Raw genomic sequence first — 13895 nt, 5'->3', positions numbered from 1 at the left:
AGCCTTAGAAAAACGTTGACTGCCGGGAGGGAAGGGGCGAAAGCCACCTTGAGCCTCTCGCCAAACCGCTGCTGAGAGAGCGGGAGTGCCGGAAGCCGTAAATGATCGTTTCGACCGAAGAAGAACTGACCAAGCTCAAAGATATCGGCCGCATCTGCGCCAATGCGCTGCAGGCTATGGCCTCGGCCCTGGAGCCGGGCATTACCACGCTGGAGCTGGACGTTATCGGCCGCAAGGTGCTGGAGGATGCCGGCGCGCAATCGGCGCCTGAACTGGTCTACAAGTTCCCCGGCGCAACCTGTATCAGCGTCAACGAGGAAGTGGCGCATGGCATTCCGGGTCCACGCGTGATCAAGGCGGGGGATCTGGTCAATCTCGATGTATCGGCCGAGAAGGACGGTTTCTTCTCCGATACCGGCGCATCCTTTACCGTGCCGCCGGTAAAGCCGAAGATCGAGCGCCTGTGCCGAGACGGCAAGCGGGCGCTCTGGGTCGGGCTCAACCAGGTGAAAAGCGGTGCGCCGCTTGCGAAGATCGGGCAGGCCGTCGGCGCATTCGCCCAGAAGAACCGCTACACGCTGATCGCCAATCTCGCCAGCCATGGCATCGGCCGCTCGCTGCACGAAGAGCCCGCCGAGGTTTCCACCTGGGCGGACCCTTCCGAGAGCCGGATCATTGAGGATGGGCTTGTCTTTACCGTCGAGCCGTTTCTTTCACTCGGCGCGATCTGGGCAGAGGGCGGCGATGATGCCTGGACGCTCTACGCCGATCCGCAGGCGCCCACGGTTCAGTACGAGCACACGATCATTGCCACCCGCAACGGACCTGTCATTCTGACATTGCCGGACAAGTGAGGTCCTGAAGCGCTTCGCGAATATTTCAGTTTCGTGCCCTGCGCTTCAGGTATCTAATTTGCGCATGTCGTTATCGCAAAACCGCTGCGCACTTTTGCGCAACATGTCGTAGCTCATTCGTCGGCCTTCGGGCTGTCCTCAGCCTTCGCTTCGCCGCGGATAATGTCAGCGGCGGCGCGCTCGAGGATATCAGCGATGCGGGCGCCTTCGGCCTTGCTCCAGGGGAACTTTGAGCGAAGTGCGGAACGCAGCAGGTGCCGAGCGCGATGAACGTCGCCGCTGCCATGGCGATCGAATGGATTGTCGCGACCGTCCTCATCCCCGCCATCGAAGACTTCGCGGACGCGCGCCATCTTCTCGCCGATGGCTGTGAGCTTGGCGAGGGTCACCTCGACAAGATCGCGATTGTCGTCGACGCGCTTCTGGCCGCTTTCGGTGATGCGGTAGAGCTTCTTCGTGCCGCTGACCTCGACTTCGGCCTGGCCGGTCTCCTCGAGATAGGTCAGCGCCGGGTAGATGACGCCCGGGCTCGGAACATAGAAGCCGCCGGAGCGCTCCTCGAAGGTCTTGATCAGTTCATAGCCGTGGCGGGGCTGCTCGGAGAGCAAAGCGAGGATGATGAGCTGCAGGTCGGCCGCATCGAACTTGCGCCCGGTGCGAAACCCGCCGCCGAACATGCCGCCCTTGAAGCCTCTCATGAAGTCTCTCCTATGCTCGCCGCGTGATTCACGGCCTCGACCATGTCGTAGGATATATGCCTCAACCATGTCAAAGCCATCTCCGAACATGCGATCTCTGAAACCTCTCATATCGTTTCTCCTTGTGAAGTTGAGAGTTTATATCGTTAGTCATGTTGTAAGATATATATCGTAAGATAGCATTCTTCAAGAGGGCGGTTTGCGGATGAGATGGGCTGGAGGAGAAAGTGTGACCGCGTGGGGGAAGGAGTTCATCCCATGGGTGAAATTTCGCTGCTGAACAACTGCATCACGATCATGGGATAAGCGATTACATCTACGTAAGAATAGGCTTCTGGCGGTTGCCGCTCCCGGCGAACTGTCCTAGGCTCGCCTCAAATTCACGCCATTGCGGTCGTTCGAACCAACAGGAAGCCTAACCGTCGTGTTTCATTCTTTCTTCCCGAATCCGAGATTATTTTTTTCCTCAGCAGTCGCCTGGGCGCTCGTCTGCGTCTTCCTATGGTATTTTGTCGGCGCGCATGTCGTGGCGTCCATGGGTTATCCGCCGCTGCCGGAAGAACAGCAGCCGGTCGGGGCTGCGTTCTTTGTTACTCCTACTAATTTCTTGTTTTATCTTTACTTTATTCTCTGTGCAGCGGTCTTTTGCGGTTTTTGGCATGTGGTTTCGAAGGGCAACCCCTGGATCGTATGGTCCGTGTGGGGTTCCGCTTTCATCGTCTTCATCACCTATTTCGGTGTTCAGATCGACGTAGCAGTAAACGTATGGCGCCGGCCCTTCTTTGACCTCCTGCAAAATGCGCTCGGCGGAAAGCCCGGCGTTACGGATGGGGATTTCTACGGATTGTTATGGGCGTTCACGCAACTCGGTCTCGTGGGCGTCGCGGTCAGCGTTATTTCATCGTTTTTTCTAAGCCACTATCTCTTCCGCTGGCGGTGGGCGATGAACAATTTCTATATGTCGAAATGGGAGAAGCTTCGGCACATCGAAGGTGCATCGCAGCGTGTCCAGGAAGATACGATGCGTTTTGCGACGAACCTCGAAGGGCTCGGCGTCAGCCTGATCGGCTCCGTCATGACGCTCATCGTCTTTCTGCCGATTCTGCTGGAACTGTCGAAATACGTGACCGATCTGCCGATTATCGGTGCAATTCCGTATTCGCTCGTTTGGTTGGCGCTGATTTGGTCGGTATTCGGCACGTTCCTGCTTGCGCTCTTCGGGATCAAGCTTCCGGGGCTGAATTTCCGCAACCAGCGCGTCGAGGCAGCCTATCGAAAAGAGCTTGTCTACGGCGAGGATCGCGAGGACCGCGCACAGCCGCCCACTGTGGCGGAACTCTTCTCAAACGTTCGCCGCAACTATTTCCGCATGTACTTCCACTACGCCTATTTCAATGTCGCGCGCTATTCCTACGGCCAGCTCGATGCGATCTTCCTCTATTTTGTGCTGGTTCCGACTTTCGTCGCGCACAAAATCACGCTCGGCATCTGGCAGCAGATCGCCACGGCCTTCGGTCAGGTCAGCAACTCTTTCCAGTATCTCGTCAGCTCCTGGACGACGATCATCGAGCTTCTGTCGATCCACAAGCGTCTGAAGGCTTTCGAGGCCGCTATCTATGACGAGCCATTGCCGCCGATCGATCAGCGCTATTTGGAGCGTGAAGCAGGCGTTATTCACGCGGATGGTTGACGAAGTAAGGCTCCGGAAACGGAGCCTTTTTCAATGGAGGAGCTGGGTTTCAGGCTTTAGACTTTGGGGGTAACGCAAGGGCTTTCCTTTACCGCATCACCGGCCCTTCGTTTTGGCTCGGGCTCCGCCCGACCGCTCTTCACCCCTGCTGCGGCTTGCTGCGCGCCTCAATCAACGGGATTGCCTCGGAATAGCTGACGCAGGCAACATCCTGCCTGTGGCAGACATCGCTGACGAAGCGGTCGAGGGCGCGCCAATAAGCGCCGTCATTCATTTCGACGAAATGGAAACCGAGCTGCAGCGGAATGCGCTCGCCGTCATATTGCTTGGCGAAGGCAGCCTCGAAGGCGTCGAAGGTGCGGTCCTCATAGGTCTTGGCGTTGGCCTTGTCCTCGACACCCTTGGAATGGCGGACATAGAGATTGTAGTCCATGCCGATGACCGGACGATGCTCGGGACCTTCGGGGATCAATGGCAGACCGAAGCGATAGATGCCGTCGATCACCTGCGGCAGGGCAGGGCCTTTGGTGACCAGGCTTGCATCATACTGAAAGCCCATCTCCTTTTCCGCCGGCACGAGACCGTCGCTGGTGGAAAGATAGGGTGCGCGAAATCCCTTGACGTCATTTGTGGCGAAGTCTTCCCAGCCCTGGGGTTCCTTGTCGGCGAGGCCGACATTCTTCCAGGCGTCGCGAAGGGCAATGCGGGCATTCATGAATTCCTGTTTCCAGTCGGCAGCACTCCAGCCCTTGCCGTCGAAATGGCCGCAGGCATGGCTTGAGATGTCGTGGCCTTCCTGATGTGCGCCCCAGATGTTGGCGATGCGCGTGCGGACATCGTCCTCGCTCTTGGCGAAGCCGACATTGGATTTACCCGGCCGCTGCTTCGGCCCCTGATAGGCCTTGGCCTGCGCCTTGTTCATGAGGAAGGTGCAGGAGAGGAAATAGGTGAAATGCGCGCCGTTGCGCGAAGCGATCTCGCGGCTCCTGGTCCAGAGTGCATTGTCATGAGCGCCATCGAAGGAAATCATGACGAGCTGCTTGGGCTTGCCATCGGCCTGGGCGGCTGCGGGCAGCCCCAAGGAAAGGGCGAGGGAGAGACAGGTAGCGAAGCGAAACATGGGCACCGGATACTAATTGGATCGAGCACGGCTCGCCAGGAATCGTCTGGCGCTATCGGATGGCGCGCTCAGGGTCGCTTCCTTCCTTTCGCGCAAATGCGGCGAAGCTGCGGTGATGCTGGCATTTTTTTGCGGCAGCCGATAAGGATGTGACAACAAGACCATAGAGGATTTCATCCATGGCATTGCTCATTCTCGGCATTGTTCTTTTTCTCGGACTCCATCTGATCCGCGTCGTGACACCCGGCCTGCGGACCTCATTGATCGCCAGCCTTGGCGAAGGCGGCTGGAAGGGCGCCTATTCGATTGCGAGCATCGTGGCGCTGATCATTCTGATCTACGGCTTCGGTCAGGCGCGCGACATGACGCCGGTCTGGTCGCCGCCGTTCTGGATGAGCCACATCACCATCCTGCTGATGCTGTTCGCTCTCATCTGTCTTGTTGCCTCGCTGCTGCCGGCGGGGCATATCGCGGCCAGGACCAAGCATCCGATGGTGCTTTCGGTGAAGATCTGGGCACTGGCGCATCTTCTCTCCAATGGCGACGGCGCTGCCATATTGCTCTTTGCTGCCTTCCTCGCCTGGGGCGTGATCCTGCGCATTTCGTTCAAACGGCGCGAGCGGGTCGGCGAAATCACCGTGCGTCCCTTCGTCTCGGCGAAATACGATCTCTATGCGATCGTCATCGGTGTGGTCGCTTGGGCCTTGATCATTTGGAAGCTTCATGCGTGGATTATCGGGGTTTCGCCGCTCGTTATATGACGATTTCCACCATTCCCCCTTACATAAGCTGCAAAATGGAGTAGAAGGCCCCACTAGAGCCGGATGATTTTAGGTCCGATAGACCTAAAATCTGAATCCGCTCTAGCATCATGGAATTAGAGCATGATGTCGTCCGAAAACCGCTCACACTTTTTCGGCATCATGCTCTAACCCCTAAGCTTTGAACTATTTGGCCTGGGCCGGAGACAAGAATGGCATTCAATGACGATAGCTTCATCCGCGAGGTGAACGAGGAACTGCGCTCGGACCAGTTGCGGTTCATATGGCGCCGTTTCGGTAAGCTCATCATCGGTGCTGCGGTGCTCGTCGTTCTCGGTACCGCAGCCTACAGCGGCTATCGCTATTGGGCCGGCAACCAGGCTGGCAGCGGCGGTGATCAGTTCATTGCCGCGCTGACGCTGGCCGATCAGAACAAGACGGATGAGGCGCTCGCCGCATTCGCCGCCATCGAAAAGAACGGCCCTGGTTCCTATCCGGTGCTGGCGCGCCTGCGCGCCGCGACGCTGCAAGTGCAGAAGGGTGACAAGGCCGCGGCCATCGCCACCTTCTCGGCGATCGGCAAGCAAACGGATCTTCCCGTCGTTATCCGCGATGCGGCGCGCCTGCGGGCTGCCTATCTGCTCATCGATACCGGCACCTACGATCAGGTTGCCGCCGAGGCGCAGGAGCTTGCCGTGCCGGCTGATGCCTTCCGCCATTCGGCGCGCGACGTTCTTGGCCTTGCCGCCTATAAGGCCGGCGATTTCGCCAAGGCGCGGCAATGGTTCCAGGCGATTGTCGACGATCCGCAGAGCCCGCGCAACGTTGCCAACCGTGCCCAGATGCTGCTCGATCTCATCACTGCATCCGGCAAGGCTCCGGTCGCAAAAGGCTGAAGGATCGCCCAATGAGTTTTACGGTCGCGATCGTCGGTCGCCCGAATGTCGGCAAGTCCACGCTGTTCAACCGTCTGGTTGGCAAGAAACTGGCGCTCGTCGACGATACGCCGGGTGTAACGCGTGACCGCCGCCCGGGTGAAGCTAAGCTGATCGATCTCCGCTTTCGCATCGTCGATACCGCCGGCCTCGAAGAAGCTGGCGAAGAGACGCTGGAGGGCCGCATGCGCGCCCAGACGGAAGCGGCGATCGATGAAGCCGATCTGACGCTCTTCGTCGTCGATGCCAAGATGGGCCTGACGCATGTCGACAAGACCTTGGCCGAAATGCTGCGTAAGCGCGGCCGGCCTGTCGTGCTCGTCGCCAATAAATCCGAAGCGCGCGGCTCCGACAGCGGCTTCTACGATGCCTATACGCTAGGCCTCGGCGAACCTTGCCCGATCTCGGCCGAACATGGCCAGGGCATGATGGATCTGCGCGACGCTATCGTCGAGGCCATCGGGCCCGAACGCGCCTTCCCGGAGGACGAAGACGAGGCTGAGACGAATGTCAGTATTCCGCGCTCAGAAGTCGGCGAAGATGGCGAGGAGATCGACGAAGAACCGGCCTATGACGACACGCGCCCGCTGCGTGTTGCGATCGTCGGCCGCCCGAATGCCGGCAAGTCGACGCTCATCAACCGCTTTCTTGGCGAAGACAGGCTACTGACCGGGCCGGAAGCCGGGATTACCCGCGATTCCATCTCCGTCGACTGGAGTTGGCGCGGTCGTACCGTCAAGATGTTCGATACCGCCGGCATGCGCCGCAAGGCGAAGGTCATCGAGAAGCTGGAGAAGCTTTCCGTCGCCGACACGCTGCGCGCGATCCGCTTCGCCGAAACCGTCGTCATCGTCTTCGACGCGACCATTCCCTTCGAGAAGCAGGATTTGCAGATCGTCGATCTCGTGATCCGCGAAGGACGTGCCGCCGTGCTCGCCTTTAACAAATGGGACATGATCGAGGATCGCCAGGCCGTGCTTGCCGATCTGCGCGAAAAGACCGACCGGCTGTTGCCGCAGGCACGCGGCATTCGCGCCATTCCGATTGCCGGTCAGACGGGCGAGGGGCTTGACCGCCTCATGCAGGCAATCGTCGATACCGACAAGGTCTGGAACAAGCGTGTTTCGACCGCTCGGCTCAACCGTTGGCTCGAGACGCAGCAGGTTCAGCATCCGCCACCGGCCGTTTCCGGTCGCCGCATCAAGCTGAAATATATGACGCAGGTGAAGGCGCGGCCTCCGGCCTTCATGATCTCGTGCACTCGCTCGGATGCTCTGCCGGAGTCGTATGTGCGTTATCTGATCAACGGTCTGCGCGCAGATTTCGCAATGCCCGGCGTACCGATCCGCATCCATTTCCGGACGTCGGAAAATCCTTACGAAAACAAGAAGAAGCGAACCTGAAGCACCTTGCACGACCGGATGGTCGGGGAGGGCGCATCTGGTCAGGCTGCGTTCCTGCTGAGCGCCTGGCGCAAAGTGATGATTTCACTCTTCAAGCGTGTCAGTTCGTCGGGTGTTTGCTCCGTGGCATCGAGAATGCAAGGGGGAACGGTTGCCGCCTTCTTCTTCAGCGCCTTGCCTTCGTCGGTCAGCTGAATCAACACCTGGCGCTCGTCTTCCTTGCTGCGGATGCGCTTGATAAAGCCGGCTGCCTCCAGACGCTTCAACAGCGGCGTCAGCGTGCTTGATTCCAGGAACAGCTTTTCACCGATACCGCCGACGGTCTGTCCGTCTTCTTCCCATAGCGTCACCATGACAAGATATTGCGGATAGGTGAGATTGAGCGCGTCCAGCATGGGTTTATAGAGCCGGTTCATCGCATGGTTTGCCGAATAGAGCGCGAAGCAGATGAAGTTATCCAGCTTTAACAGGTCGTCAGTCATCTCAAGAACTCCCTGAGAGGTCTTATGTAGATCGTGCGATAAATAATTGTACACCCAAATTTATGCCCGGGCTATGGATTTCTTCTGCTTTAGGAAGTCAGCTTAGCGGACAATATCTCCGTTGCTCTCGTAACGATCGCCGATGTCCTAGAAATTTACTTTTCAAGAATGCGTTCTGCTGTGTGACGCGGAAAGCAGGAACGGCGAGCGACATCGGTAGGATTATGATCGCTGCCTTTCTCCAGGATCCAGCCACGCTGCCCCGACGATGAGACTGGCGTAACGGTCAGGGACATGATCGAGGACGTATAGCGCCCCGTTTGGACGGAACGCGCCCATCTTTCCCCAGGACAAAATTTATCCTTGTCAAACATAGGCTTAGATATCAATCTCGCGCCGGAACCGAGCTTCCGGCAGGACTTGTTATGTATGAGACGACCTTTTGTCTCTGTTGCCAAGAAGGAAACCGACTTTGTTCTACTCCGCGATCGGCCAGGTTGAGAAGGTGCAAGGAAATGAACGCGTGTCCGTTAAGAAGGGACAGGCGGGATGGGTGCTTTACGGCCCCTACGTCACCCTGTCCCCAGGACGTTACGTTGTCGAATTTCATATCGATGCTGACCCCTCCGCGCCATCGGAAGAGGTCTGTTGTTCTATCGATGTCACTGCGGGTTTTGGCGCCCGTCAATTGATACGAAGGGAGCTAACGGGCGCGGATATAGTGCGGTCTGGTAAGGGTGTGACCTTGCAGTTCGACGTGCCGGAAGAGGATGTTTTCGAGTTCCGGATCGATTCAACTGGGGTTGGAGCATTCGCCGCTTATGCCCATCGGCCCCTGAAAAGAATTGATCAAGAGAGCGGGCGCATGTCGGATGTCCCATTGCCTGACATTACCAATCAATTCTTCAATACACATATCTATGATTTCAAGTTGCTCGAGAAAAACGGCTTCACTTTTCACGTCGGAGCGGAAGAGGTAATTGCCGAATTTTCAGGAACTCGGCTCTATGTCAACAATGCCGAAGATTTCCAGGTTCTGAGCGAAATTTTCATTCACAACGAATATAATTTCATCACCGGGCGCGACAAAATCATCATCGATATCGGCATGAATGCGGGTCTTGCGTCGCTCTTTTTGGCGAGAGACTCTTCGGTGCGAGAAATACACGCATTCGAGCCCTTCGCTTTACCCCATGCGCGAGCACTGAAGAATTTCGCACTAAATCCGAAGGTGGCGGCCAAGATCAAGCCGAACCAATTTGGGCTTGGCGGGAGAGACGAGCAGATGGAGGTCATGGTCCGCTCCGATGCAACGATCGGCATATCCGTAAGGGGAGCAGATTCCGGCAAGCCGGAGACAATCCATATTAAGGAGGCGGCTGGCATCATCGCGCCGCTTGCGGAGCGTGCGCGGAGAGCGGGCATGGATCTGGTCATCAAAATGGATTGCGAGGGATCCGAGTTCGGGATTTTCGAGACCCTAGCGAGACACGGCCTCTTCGGATCGATCAATGCCATGGTCATCGAATGGCACAAATGGTGGTCCAAGGACAAGAACCAAATGACGCTTATCGCACCGCTACTGGAAGCGGGTTTCATCGTGCTGGACAAGACCCAGCTATCCAACCCGCATGCTGGCTTATGCTATGCTGTAAGGGCAGCGCGCTGATCCGCGAAGACATACGAGTTGAGACGCAGTAAGCGAATTCCGGGTGGATCATCGGCCCGGAGTTCACTCCTTGTAGGCTTGCAATCTGCCCCGATGATTGGCGATGCGGACATTGCCGATAAATTGCGTTGTTGCCGCTTCCCAGGAGTAATTGAGTGCCAAGGAGCGCGCTGCCTCGCGTGAGCATGAGAGCGCGGCGAGGCAGGCGGTGGCCAAGTCCGCATCCACGACGCCGGCCGCCCTGTTTCCTCCAAGAATGTCCGCAGGGCCGGTAACCGGGTAGGCGGCGACCGGAACGCCGCTCGCCAATGCTTCCAGAATGGCGTTGCCGAAAGTGTCGGTCTTGGACGGGAAGACGAACACGTCCGCCTGCGAATAGGCATGCGCCAGTTCCTCGCCGAATTTCGCTCCCAGAAAATGGACGTCCGGATAGAGTGTCTGCAATTCCGCCCGCGCGGGGCCATCGCCGACCACAACTTTCGATCCGGGCAGGTCGAGGTCGAGGAAAGCGGGCAAGTTCTTTTCCAGCGCCACGCGACCTACAGTCATGAAAATCGGACGGGGCAGGTCGAAGGGTGCGTCGTCCTGGGGCTGCGGTCGAAACAGTGAGGAGTCGATGCCACGGCTCCAGGGCAGCAGGTTGCGGATGCCACGCTGCCTGAGTTCGTTTGCCAGACTTGGCGTCGCCACCATGCAGCCATGGCCCGCATTATGAAACCATTTGACGAAGGCGTAGAGCCAGCTTTCCGGTATCGGCAGGCGAGCAGCGACATATTCGGGAAAGCGGGTATGATAGCTCGTGGAAAACGGCATGCCGTTTCTCAGAGACCAGCGCCTTGCCGTGAGTCCCAGGGGTCCCTCGGTAGCAATGTGGATATAAGTCGGCCGGAGCGCTTCTATTTTGGCGGCAATCTTGCGATAGCTGGCGATCGAGAGCCGGATTTCCGGATAGGTCGGGCAGGGGATGTTGCGAAAGCCGTCCGGCGTGATCATCGACACCTCGACGCCCATGCGTGTCAGTTCCCGATTGGTGTTCTCGATGGAGCGAACCACACCGTTAACCTGCGGATGCCAGGCATCGCTGACGATGAGCAGCCGCTCGGGTATTGCGACAGGTGTCGCCGCCTGCGCCCAGGTGGTTTGATCGATGTCTGACAAGCGTTGCAACATGCCCAAAACAGTCCATCCGCACCACATCCTCATGATGACGGTGCCAGCGATTGCGGTGTTTCAAACATGATTCCCGCGCCCACTCTATTGTGGGGGGTGTCCATGATGGAAATATTACAGCTTACCTGACGGTTTTGAGCTTCTCGTGCGGGACGAGCGCGCCGTATTCCTGAATGACCTTCGCCGCGACCTTGGCCGCGAAGCTGGCGGCGGTAACCGCATCTCTGTGCTGCAGATAATGTGCCAGAAATGCGCCATTAAAACTGTCGCCGGCGCTGGTGGTGTCGATAACCTTGACGACCTTGACCGCCGGGACGAGCGTCTCCTGAACGCCGTCGCCAATGGTCGCGCCATCAGGGCCATTCTTGACGATGACCATCGCTGCTCCGTACTGCCGATAGCGGCGGATCGTGGCGGCAATCGAATCGTCACTGAAATGCGCGGCTTCATCGTCGAAGCTCGGCATGACGAGCGTCGCTGCACGCGCTCCCTCGGCGATCATCGTATGCATCGCGTCGAGGCTGGACCAGAGGCGAGGGCGCAGATTGGGATCGAAGGCGACCAGCTTGCCGGCAGCCTTGGCGCGGCGCAGCTCTGCGAGCAAGGTGAAGGCGTCTTCGCGCGACAGGATTGCCAGGGTAATGCCCGAAAAATAAAGGACGTCGGAGGCTTCGATTGCGGCACGTAACGCATCGCCATCGGTTGCAAGCTGGCGGGCGGCAGAGCTGTCGCGCCAATAGCTGAAGGAGCGTTCGCCGTCCTTCAGATTGATCATGTAGAGGCCGGGCGTCTTGCCGCGAAGGCGGCGGATGCTCTGCGTGCCGATGCCGGCCGTGCCCATGAAGGCGATCATCTCGTCGGACATGGCATCGTCGCCGAGCGCGGTGAAATAATCAATCGCCCAGTCCTCAGGCAGGCAGGCTCGGGCATACCAGGCGGTGTTGAAGGTGTCGCCGGCAAAGCCTTTGCGCAGGTGTCCGTCATCGGCCTGCGACAGTTCCACCATGCATTCGCCGATCGATAGAAAACGCCCGCCCAAGATTGCCTCCTGCATTTGCCTTGTTGCTGCATACGCGCAAGCAGCGGCCGGGGCAAGGTGGACGGCGGCAGCCGCCGTCCACTTTTGCTGGAGCTGATTTACGGCCGATCCATGTGATAGCAGGCGGCCGTCTGGCCTGGGCGCACCTGTTCCGTCGGCGGCATCTTCGTGCGGCAGACATCGGTCGCCTTCCAGCAGCGGGGCGAAAAGACGCAGCCCGGCGGCGGATTGAGCGGCGAGGGCGGATCGCCCTGCAGGCGGATGCGCTGGCGGCCACGCGCCAGTTTCGGGTCGGGGATCGGCGCGGCGGAGAACAGCGCCTGCGTATAGGGATGCGCCGGATGGTCGAAGACCGTCGCAGCCTCCCCCGCTTCGACCACCTTGCCGAGATAGAGCACCAGCACGTCGTCCGAGATCAGGCGCACGACTGAGAGATCGTGGCTGATGAAGATCAGGGTGAGGCCGAACTCCTTGCGCAGACGGCGCAGAAGCGTGATGACCTGTCCCTGGATCGAGACGTCGAGGGCCGAAACCGGCTCGTCGCAGATGATGAGCTTCGGCCGGGTGATGACGGCGCGGGCAATGCCGATACGCTGCGCCTGTCCGCCCGAAAATTCGTGCGGGTAGCGGTTGATCATCTCCGGAACGAGGCCGACAGCCGCCATGATCTCTCGAACGCGATCCTGCCGCTGCGCGCGGCTCAGCTTCGGTTCGAAGACGGTCAGCGGCTCGGCGATGATGTCGCCGACGGTCATGCGCGGATCGAGCGAGGCGATCGGATCCTGGAAGATGATCTGCATATCGCGGCGGGCAGCGCGCATTTCCTCTTCGGTGAGATCGAGCAGGTTGCCGCCTTGCCAGAGGATGCGGCCTTTCTGCGCCTTGATCAGCCGCAGGATGGAGCGGCCAAGCGTGGACTTGCCGCAACCCGATTCGCCAACGATGCCGAGCGTGCGACCGGTCTTCAGCTCGAAGCTGACATCGTTGACCGCAGTCAGGATCATGGGCGGCTTGAAGAGGGATTTCGACGGTAGTTCGAATTCGGTCGTCAGATGCTCGACCTTCAGAAGCGTTTGCTCAGCCATGGACGAGGCTCCGTTCCTGATCAACCGAAAGGGGGTGGAAGCAGGCCGCGCAACGGCGTGCCGCCAACGGATCGAGCGGTGGGGCCGCGTCAAGACAGTCGTCCTGTACATGGGCGCAGCGCGGCGAGAAGGAGCAGCCGCGCGGCAGATGCATCAGGTTCGGCGGCCGTCCGGGGATGACCGTGAGATCGTCGACATCCTGATCCGGCCGCGGGATCGCGGAGTGAAGCGCCGCCGTATAGGGATGAGCCGGATTTTCGAATAGCTCTTCCACCGGCGCTTCCTCAACGATGCGGCCGGCATACATGACGGCCACTCGGTCGGCGAGGCCGGCGACGACACCTAGGTCATGGGTGATCATGATGAGCGCCGTATGCATTTCCGCCGTCAGCTCATTGAAGAGATCGAGGATCTGCGCCTGGATCGTCACGTCGAGTGCCGTCGTCGGCTCATCGGCGATGAGGAGCTTCGGCTTGGTCAGCAGCGCCATGGCGATGACGATGCGCTGGCGCATGCCGCCCGAAAGTTCGTGCGGATAGAGGTTGAAGCGGCGTGTCGGATCAGGGATGCCGACCCGTTTCAGCATGTCGAGCGCTGCTGCCGAGGCGGCACGCGCCGAAAGCCCGCCATGGACTTCCAGCTGCTCCGTCAGCTGCCGCGAGATGCGCAGCGACGGGTTAAGCGCGGTCATCGGGTCCTGGAAGACCATGGCCATATCCTTGCCGCGCACATGGTCGAGCTCGCGAGGCTTCAAGGTCAGCAGATCCTTGCCGTCGAGCAGTGCCTGGCCGCTGGTGCGGCCGTTTTTGGCGAGCAAGCCCATCAGGCCGAGGAAGGTCTGGCTCTTGCCGGAGCCAGACTCGCCGACGACGGCGATACGTTCGCCGCGGCCGATCTTGAGGTTCATCTTCGAGACCGCGGCCACTTCGCCTTCAGGCGTGCGGAAGGTGATCGAATAGTCTTTGAGTTCGAGAAGTGTTTCTGTCATG

Annotated in this window: 13 protein-coding genes; 6 read left to right on the top strand and 7 right to left on the bottom strand. The window is 59.1% G+C overall.

The window, feature by feature from the left end; all coding sequences use genetic code 11:
• Nucleotides 1-101: 101 nt before the first annotated feature.
• On the top strand, nucleotides 102-854 hold the full coding sequence (gene map, locus AC13RE_RS05415; RefSeq protein ID WP_112334251.1) for a type I methionyl aminopeptidase: 753 nt from the start codon (nucleotides 102-104) through the stop codon (nucleotides 852-854).
• Nucleotides 855-967: 113 nt separating this feature from the next.
• Here map and AC13RE_RS05410 read toward each other — a convergent pair whose 3' ends face one another.
• Nucleotides 968-1552, bottom strand: a complete 585-nt coding sequence (locus AC13RE_RS05410; RefSeq protein ID WP_488562199.1) for a PadR family transcriptional regulator — start codon at nucleotides 1550-1552, stop codon at nucleotides 968-970.
• Between the two features lie 424 nt (nucleotides 1553-1976).
• Here AC13RE_RS05410 and sbmA point away from each other — a divergent pair, with 424 nt between their 5' ends.
• The gene (gene sbmA, locus AC13RE_RS05405) at nucleotides 1977-3242 is read left to right on the top strand and encodes a peptide antibiotic transporter SbmA (RefSeq protein WP_095435474.1); all 1266 of its coding nucleotides are present in this window, start codon (nucleotides 1977-1979) and stop codon (nucleotides 3240-3242) included.
• Nucleotides 3243-3381: 139 nt separating this feature from the next.
• Here the strand turns inward: sbmA and AC13RE_RS05400 are convergent, their stop codons facing one another.
• A complete protein-coding gene (locus AC13RE_RS05400) occupies nucleotides 3382-4362 on the bottom strand; it encodes a polysaccharide deacetylase family protein (RefSeq protein ID WP_488562198.1) in 981 nt (326 codons plus the stop codon).
• Nucleotides 4363-4541: 179 nt separating this feature from the next.
• On the opposite strand from AC13RE_RS05400, the gene AC13RE_RS05395 reads away from it, so the two are divergent.
• From AC13RE_RS05395 to der, 3 genes are all read left to right on the top strand, one after another.
• Nucleotides 4542-5123 (top strand): NnrU family protein, encoded by a 582-nt coding sequence (locus tag AC13RE_RS05395; RefSeq protein ID WP_488562197.1) that lies wholly within the window; start codon nucleotides 4542-4544, stop codon nucleotides 5121-5123.
• A gap of 212 nt (nucleotides 5124-5335) precedes the next feature.
• Entirely contained in the window at nucleotides 5336-6019 is a 684-nt protein-coding gene (locus AC13RE_RS05390; RefSeq protein WP_488562196.1) for a tetratricopeptide repeat protein, read from the top strand.
• Between the two features lie 11 nt (nucleotides 6020-6030).
• Nucleotides 6031-7461, top strand: a complete 1431-nt coding sequence (der, locus tag AC13RE_RS05385) for a ribosome biogenesis GTPase Der (RefSeq protein ID WP_015340696.1) — start codon at nucleotides 6031-6033, stop codon at nucleotides 7459-7461.
• A gap of 41 nt (nucleotides 7462-7502) precedes the next feature.
• Here der and AC13RE_RS05380 read toward each other — a convergent pair whose 3' ends face one another.
• Nucleotides 7503-7943, bottom strand: coding sequence for a MarR family winged helix-turn-helix transcriptional regulator (locus AC13RE_RS05380; protein ID WP_488562195.1), 441 nt, complete (start codon nucleotides 7941-7943; stop codon nucleotides 7503-7505).
• A 472-nt stretch (nucleotides 7944-8415) separates the two neighbouring features.
• On the opposite strand from AC13RE_RS05380, the gene AC13RE_RS05375 reads away from it, so the two are divergent.
• Nucleotides 8416-9612 carry an FkbM family methyltransferase gene (locus tag AC13RE_RS05375; RefSeq protein WP_488562194.1) on the top strand — a complete coding sequence of 399 codons (1197 nt, stop codon included), beginning with the start codon at nucleotides 8416-8418 and terminating at the stop codon, nucleotides 9610-9612.
• A 63-nt stretch (nucleotides 9613-9675) separates the two neighbouring features.
• Here AC13RE_RS05375 and AC13RE_RS05370 read toward each other — a convergent pair whose 3' ends face one another.
• The 4 genes from AC13RE_RS05370 to AC13RE_RS05355 all read right to left on the bottom strand — a co-directional run bounded on the left by AC13RE_RS05370 (nucleotide 9676) and on the right by AC13RE_RS05355 (nucleotide 13894).
• Nucleotides 9676-10782, bottom strand: a complete 1107-nt coding sequence (locus AC13RE_RS05370; protein ID WP_488562193.1) for a glycosyltransferase family 4 protein — start codon at nucleotides 10780-10782, stop codon at nucleotides 9676-9678.
• Between the two features lie 121 nt (nucleotides 10783-10903).
• Nucleotides 10904-11821 (bottom strand): sugar kinase, encoded by a 918-nt coding sequence (locus AC13RE_RS05365; protein WP_488562192.1) that lies wholly within the window; start codon nucleotides 11819-11821, stop codon nucleotides 10904-10906.
• A 98-nt stretch (nucleotides 11822-11919) separates the two neighbouring features.
• On the bottom strand, nucleotides 11920-12906 hold the full coding sequence (locus AC13RE_RS05360) for an ABC transporter ATP-binding protein (protein ID WP_488562191.1): 987 nt from the start codon (nucleotides 12904-12906) through the stop codon (nucleotides 11920-11922).
• Nucleotides 12899-13894: an ABC transporter ATP-binding protein gene (locus tag AC13RE_RS05355; RefSeq protein ID WP_488486206.1), complete on the bottom strand. Its 996-nt coding sequence runs from the start codon at nucleotides 13892-13894 to the stop codon at nucleotides 12899-12901. Before AC13RE_RS05355 ends, AC13RE_RS05360 begins: the two co-directional genes overlap by 8 nt.
• Nucleotide 13895: the final 1 nt, after the last annotated feature.

Source organism: Martinezella sp. CNPSo 3959, from assembly GCF_057784355.1.
Note: the sequence above shows the minus strand (reverse complement) of the source record. Positions and strands in the feature narration are given on the sequence as shown.